Source organism: Desulfuromonadales bacterium (genome assembly GCA_035620395.1).
GTDB lineage: Bacteria > Desulfobacterota > Desulfuromonadia > Desulfuromonadales > DASPGW01 > DASPGW01.
On record DASPGW010000148.1, the window covers coordinates 1 to 5,994 of the forward strand.

Annotated in this window: 4 protein-coding genes; all 4 read left to right on the top strand. The window is 63.1% G+C overall.

What is annotated here, in order from left to right; all coding sequences use genetic code 11:
• The coding region (locus tag VD811_08050; GenBank protein HXV20922.1) for a TonB-dependent receptor at positions 1 to 943 on the top strand (943 nt) is incomplete at its 5' end.
• Positions 944 to 964: 21 nt separating this feature from the next.
• On the top strand, positions 965 to 1,918 hold the full coding sequence (locus VD811_08055) for an ABC transporter substrate-binding protein (GenBank protein ID HXV20923.1): 954 nt from the start codon (positions 965 to 967) through the stop codon (positions 1,916 to 1,918).
• Between the two features lies 1 nt (position 1,919).
• A complete protein-coding gene (locus VD811_08060; GenBank protein HXV20924.1) occupies positions 1,920 to 4,481 on the top strand; it encodes an ATP-binding protein in 2,562 nt (853 codons plus the stop codon).
• 4 nt (positions 4,482 to 4,485) lie between these two features.
• On the top strand, positions 4,486 to 5,994 hold a 1,509-nt coding region (locus VD811_08065), incomplete at its 3' end, for a PAS domain S-box protein (protein HXV20925.1).

The window sequence follows — 5,994 nt, forward strand, 5'->3', positions numbered from 1 at the left end:
CAAACAACTCTGGGAGCGGCACCGGCTGAGCTTCGGCGGCGAATACCAGGACAATTTTCGTCAGGACCTGAAAAATTTCGACCTGGAGGTTTTCCTGAGCAGCCGGAACCGCTCCGACAACTGGGGCGTCTACCTGCAGGACGAAATTCAGCTCCGTGACAACCTGACCTTCAGCCTCGGCGTGCGCCATGACCAGTACGACACCTTCGGCGGCACCACCAATCCGCGACTGGCCCTGATCTATAACCCGCTGACGAAAACCACCTTCAAGCTTCTCTACGGCGAGGCGTTCCGTGCCCCCAATGCCTTCGAGCAGCATTACCACGACGGTCTGGCCACGCAGAAGCCGAATCCCGAACTGGATCCCGAACGGATCAAGACCTACGAACTGGTCCTGGAGCAGTACCTGGGCGAGCATCTGCGGGCCGTAGCCTCAGGCTTCTACTACGAAATCGAGGACCTCATCAACCTCACCCTCGACCCGGCCGACGGTCTGCTGGTCTTCGACAACCTCGATGAGGTTGAAGCTACTGGCGCAGAGTTTGAACTGGAGGGCAAATGGGACCGCGGCCTGGAAGGGCGGGTGAGCTATACCTACCAGGAGGCGAAAGACCGGTCTACCGACAAGCTCCTTTCCAACTCCCCCAGGCATCTGGCCAAGGTCAACATCATCGTCCCGCTGATTGGCGAAATGGTCCTGCTGGGCATCGAGGAACAGTACACGAGCAAAAGGAAGACTGTCCTCCGCAATGAAACGGGCGGGTATGCGGTGACCAACCTGACCCTTTTCGGCCGCAAGCTTTACAAAGAGCTGCGCGTATCGGCCAGCGTCTACAACCTGTTTGACAAAAAATTCAGCGACCCCGCCTCACTGGCGCACCGCCAGGAGACCATCGAACAGGACGGCCGGGTCTTCCGCTTCAAGCTCGCCTACGCTTTTTGACCGACGGTTCCGGATATGGCCTTGGCGCCTCCGAAAACAGCTCTCCTTCTGACGATTGTCGCGACGGCCCTGATCGTCCTGCTGGGAGCCGTGCGCGCCATGGCGGCCGGCGAGATCAAAATCGCCGTCTTCGTCAGCTATGATGCCCCTCCCATGGCGGAAGCCCTGGCCGGGTTCAAGGAAAGTCTCGCCCGCCAGGGGGTCAGCGCGGTCTATGAACTTTATCCGCTGCAGGAGACATCCGGCCAGAACCGCCGGCGGCCCGCCGCGGTCAGAGAGGATGGAACCCGCCTGATTCTGGCCCTCGGCTCCCTGGCTCTGGAGACCGCCGGCCGGGAAGCCGCCGGCATCCCGGTCGTTGCCGGCATGGTGCTGCGGGAGGCGGACATCCGACCCGGCCGCGGGGTTACGGGTGTCTTTCTCGAATTCCCGATCGAAACCCAGTTGGCCTGGCTGCTGCACCTGATGCCCGATGCCCGCCGTATCGGCGTCGTTTTCAACCCGGCGGAGAACCGCGACACCATCGAGGCGGCCGGCAAGATAGCGGGCCGGATGGGACTGGAGCTGCTCGCCCGGGAGGTGACTACTCCGCTGGAGCTGCCCGGCGCGCTGGAGAGCCTGGCCAACCGGGCGGACGTGCTCTGGGGAATCAGCGACAACGTGGTCGTCACCCCGCAGACTGCCAGAAGCCTCCTGCTCTTTTCCTTTCGCAATCGCATTCCCTTCATCGGGCTCTCGACCGCCTGGGTGAAGGCGGGTGCCCTCTACGCCCTCGACCGGGATTACCGCGACATCGGCCGGCAATGCGCCGAGCTGGCCGCCAAGGTGCTGGCGGGGGCCGAGGCCGGTTCGCTGGCGCCGGTTCCGCCCCGCCGGGTCACCTATTCACTGAACCTCAAGACGGCGGAACAGATGAAGATGCATGTTCCCTCCTCGCTGAGCAAGGCCGCCGAACAGCTTTTCCAGGAGGATTGAGATGAAGTCCGCCGGCGCAAAAAAAATCAGCATCGCCGCCAAATTCAATTTGCTGGTCATCTCCCTGATCCTCGCCACCTCCCTGGGGATCACCGCCTACGTCGTTCACGACGAAATCACCCTGCGGCAGGAGGAGTTGCTGAACCATGGCCTGGCCGTCGCCTCCGTGGCCGCGGAAAACAGCGAGTACGGCATCTACACCGAGAATCCCGACTCCCTGGAGCAGATTCTCGACGGCCTGTTTACCGACGAAAAGGTTCTCTACGCCGCCATCCTCGACCGGAATGCCGCGGCCCTGCAAGCCCGCTTCAGGCTGCCGGCGCTGCCGCTTCCCGAAGTTGCGCCGCTGGCGAAACCGGGCCTTCGGGGTGAGACCCGCTGGCAGAAAGTTGCCGACCGCAGCGGCCGACAGTACCTGGAACTGCTGACCCCGGTCTACAGCCTCCCCGCCAGGGGAACAACAGAGATTTTTCCGGAACAAAACGGGCGGGGCGGAATCATCGGCTTTCTCCGGGTGGGGTTGGACCAGGAAAGCCTGCGCCTGCAACTGCGCCAATTCATCCTTTCGACCGGCCTGTTCACCCTGCTGCTGATCGGGGTCGGCAGCATCCTCGGCCTGCTTTGGACGCGAAAAATCACCGCCCCCCTGCGCCAACTGTCCGGCGTCGCCAATGACATTTCCCAAGGCAATCTGGACCACCGGCTCGAGGTCGGCAGCCAAGACGAAATCGCCGATCTCGGCACTGCCTTCAACCAGATGCTGGAACAGCTGCGCGAGTATCGCTGTCGCGTCGAACGGCAGCAGCAGGACCTGGAGGAAGAAGTCCGGCAGCGAACCTGCGAGCTGCAGGAGGCGATGGACAAGGCCATCGAAATGGCCGGCCGAGCGGAAGAGGCCAGCCGGGCCAAATCCCGCTTTCTGGCCAACATGAGTCACGAGATCCGCACACCGTTGAACGGGGTGCTGGGCATGACCGCGCTGCTCCGCGGCACGGAACTTACGTCAGCACAGCGTCACTACGTCGATACCGTGCGCCACAGCGGCGAAGCCCTCCTCGATCTGCTCAGCGACATTCTCGACTTCTCCAGGATCGAAGCGGGGAAATTGCAGCTGGAAAAGCTCGATTTCGATCTGCGCCAGCCCCTGAAGGAAGTGACGGAGCTCTTCGCCGGCCCCGCCGGCCAAAAGGGGTTGAGGCTGTCTTGCGATATCGCACCGACCGTCCCGGTGGCGCTCAGCGGCGACCCCGGCCGACTGCGCCAGGTCCTCGTCAACCTGGTCAGCAACGCGGTCAAGTTCACCGAAGCCGGAGAAGTGAAGATCCTGGTGACCACCGCCATGCAGGACCCGGACGAAAGTCTGCTCCGGTTCGCCGTGAACGATACCGGCATCGGCATTCCCGGCGAATTTCATGACCAGATCTTCGATTCCTTTGCCCAGGTGGACGGCTCGCACAGCCGCCGCTTCGGCGGCACCGGCCTGGGGCTGGCCATCGCCAGACAGCTGGTCGAACTGATGGGCGGCGAGATCGGGGTTGACAGCCAACCGGGGAGAGGTTCCACCTTCTGGTTCACTGTTCGCCTGGAAAAACAGCCCACCCCCCTGGCGCAGAATCCGGAGCCCGCCTTGCCCGAACCGGCTCTGGAGAATGCGGTGGCCACAGCGGAGCGAAATCGGACAAGAGAAGAGGGCAGCCATCCGATCCCTTTGCCGCCACGGATTCACGGTCACGTTCTGCTGGCCGAAGACAATCCCGTCAACCAGGAGTTGGTCAAAACCATGCTGGAGTACTTCGGTTGTCGGGTCGACGCGGTAGCCAACGGACGGGAGGCGGTGGACGCTTGCCACCGATCTGCCTACGATCTGGTCTTCATGGACTGCCAGATGCCGGAGATGGACGGCTACGAGGCTGTCCGGCTCATCCGGGAGCGGGAGAAAGCCGCTGCAGTGCACCAGCGCACGCCGGTCGTCGCCCTCACCGCCCATGCTTTCCCGAGCGACCGGCAACGCTGCCTGGATGCCGGCATGGACGACTATCTCAGCAAGCCGTTCCGGCAGGAGCATCTGCGCGAGATCACGGAACGCTGGCTGAGCCGAAAGCAGGGTTCGACCCCCGGGGCTGAGACTGGGGACGACGCGGGGAGTCCGCATCCGGCGGCCCTCTCCACTGCAGCGGCAGCCGAAGGCGGCGGGCCGCCGGAGCAGACCGGCCCCATCGACGACAGGGCCCTGGAATTGATCCGTGCCCTGGAACGCAAAGGCGCTGCGGACCTGCTGGAGAAAGTGATCGACATCTATTTGCGCGAGACACCGGCACTTCTGCAGGCGCTGCGCGAGGCGGCCGGACGGGGGGATGTCGTCGCCCTGCGACGGACCGCCCACAGTCTGAAGTCGGGCAGCGCCAACCTGGGCGCTGCCTGTCTGGCAGAGCTCTGCCGGGAACTGGAGGCCGCGGCCCTCTCCGGGGACCTTGCCCGGGCGCCGCAGCAGGTGGCCGCAATCGAGACCGAATACGGGAAAGTCTTGCCGGCCCTGGCGGCACAGATCAAAGAGGGGGGATAAATCGATGCCGAGCTCTGTGGAAATGCCGTTGGTCCTGGCCGTGGATGACGATCCGGCCACGCGCCTGCTGATGCGCGAAGCCCTGCAGCAGGCAGGATTTGCCGTGGAGGAGGCCGAAGACGGCGTGGCGGCGCTCGAAGCCGTCAACCGGCGGCAACCGGATGTGGTGTTGCTCGATGTGCTCATGCCGGGCATGGACGGCTTCGCCGCCCTGGCTGAACTGCGCAAACGGCCGGAGAGCAGGGGCCTGCCCGTGTCGATGGTGACCGGCCTCGACGATACGGACTCGATCCGCCGCGCTTTTGCCGCCGGCGCTACCGACTTCCTCACCAAGCCGATCAACTGGACCACCCTTGGCTATCATGTCGATTTCCTGCTGCGCGCCAGCCGGGCCTTTGTCGAACTGCAGGAAAGCCGGGCCTATTTCAACGCCATCCTGGAAGACATTCCCCTTTTCGTCTGCCGCTGGACTCCGGACGGGACGATCCGCTTCGTCAACGAGGCCTATTGCCGCTACTTCGGCAAGACGGCAGAGGAACTGGTGGGCCATAGCTTTATCCCCCTGATCCAGGAAGAAGACCGGGAAAAGATAGGAGAGCATTTGGCCTCCATTACCCGTGACTCTCCTGTGGCATCCCATGAGCACCGCGTCATTCGGGCCGACGGGGAGATCCGCTGGCATCGGTGGACAAACCGCGCGCTCTTTGACGAGGACGGGAAAATAACGGGATTTCAATCCATCGGCGAAGATATCAGCGACCAGAAAGCGACCGTGGAAAAACTCCTGCTGGCCAGGGAAGTTTTCGTGAACAGCGACGAAATGATCGGCGTAACCGACCTTGCCGCCAACATCATCGACGTCAACCCGGCATTCTGCCGGCTGACCGGCTATGCGCGGGAGGAGATCCTTGGCAGGAACATGCGGCTGCTGCAGCTTGAAAGCAACGAACACCAGTTTTATGAATACCATGGGCAGGCGCTGCGGGAGACCGGAGCCTGGCAGGGGGAGATCCGGGGGCGCCGGAAGAACGGTGAGCCCTTTGCCACCCTGATGACGATCAATGCGGTCAGGAACGACCTGGGAGAGCCGACCCATTTCGTCAGCCTCTCCACCGACATCACCAGACTTAAAGAGGTCGAGGAGCAGCTCCGCCGTCTGGCTTTTTTCGATCCCCTGACCGGCCTGGCCAATCGCGAATTGCTGCATGACCGGCTGCAGCAGACGCTCTACGAAGCGGACAGGGACCGCACGCAAGCCGCTCTCCTCATGCTCGACCTGGACAATTTCAAGGACATCAACGATACCCTGGGGCACCCCAGCGGGGACCGGATCCTGTCCCAGGTGGGGGAACGGCTCAGGAAGCGCATGCGGCACAGTGACACCGTCGCCCGCATGGGCGGAGACGAGTTCGTCATCGTGCTGCGCAACGTCACCTGCTCGGAAAACGTGGCCCTCGTGGCCAGGGGGATCGTGGATAGCCTGTCGAGGCCATTTCTTCTCGAAGACAGAAGG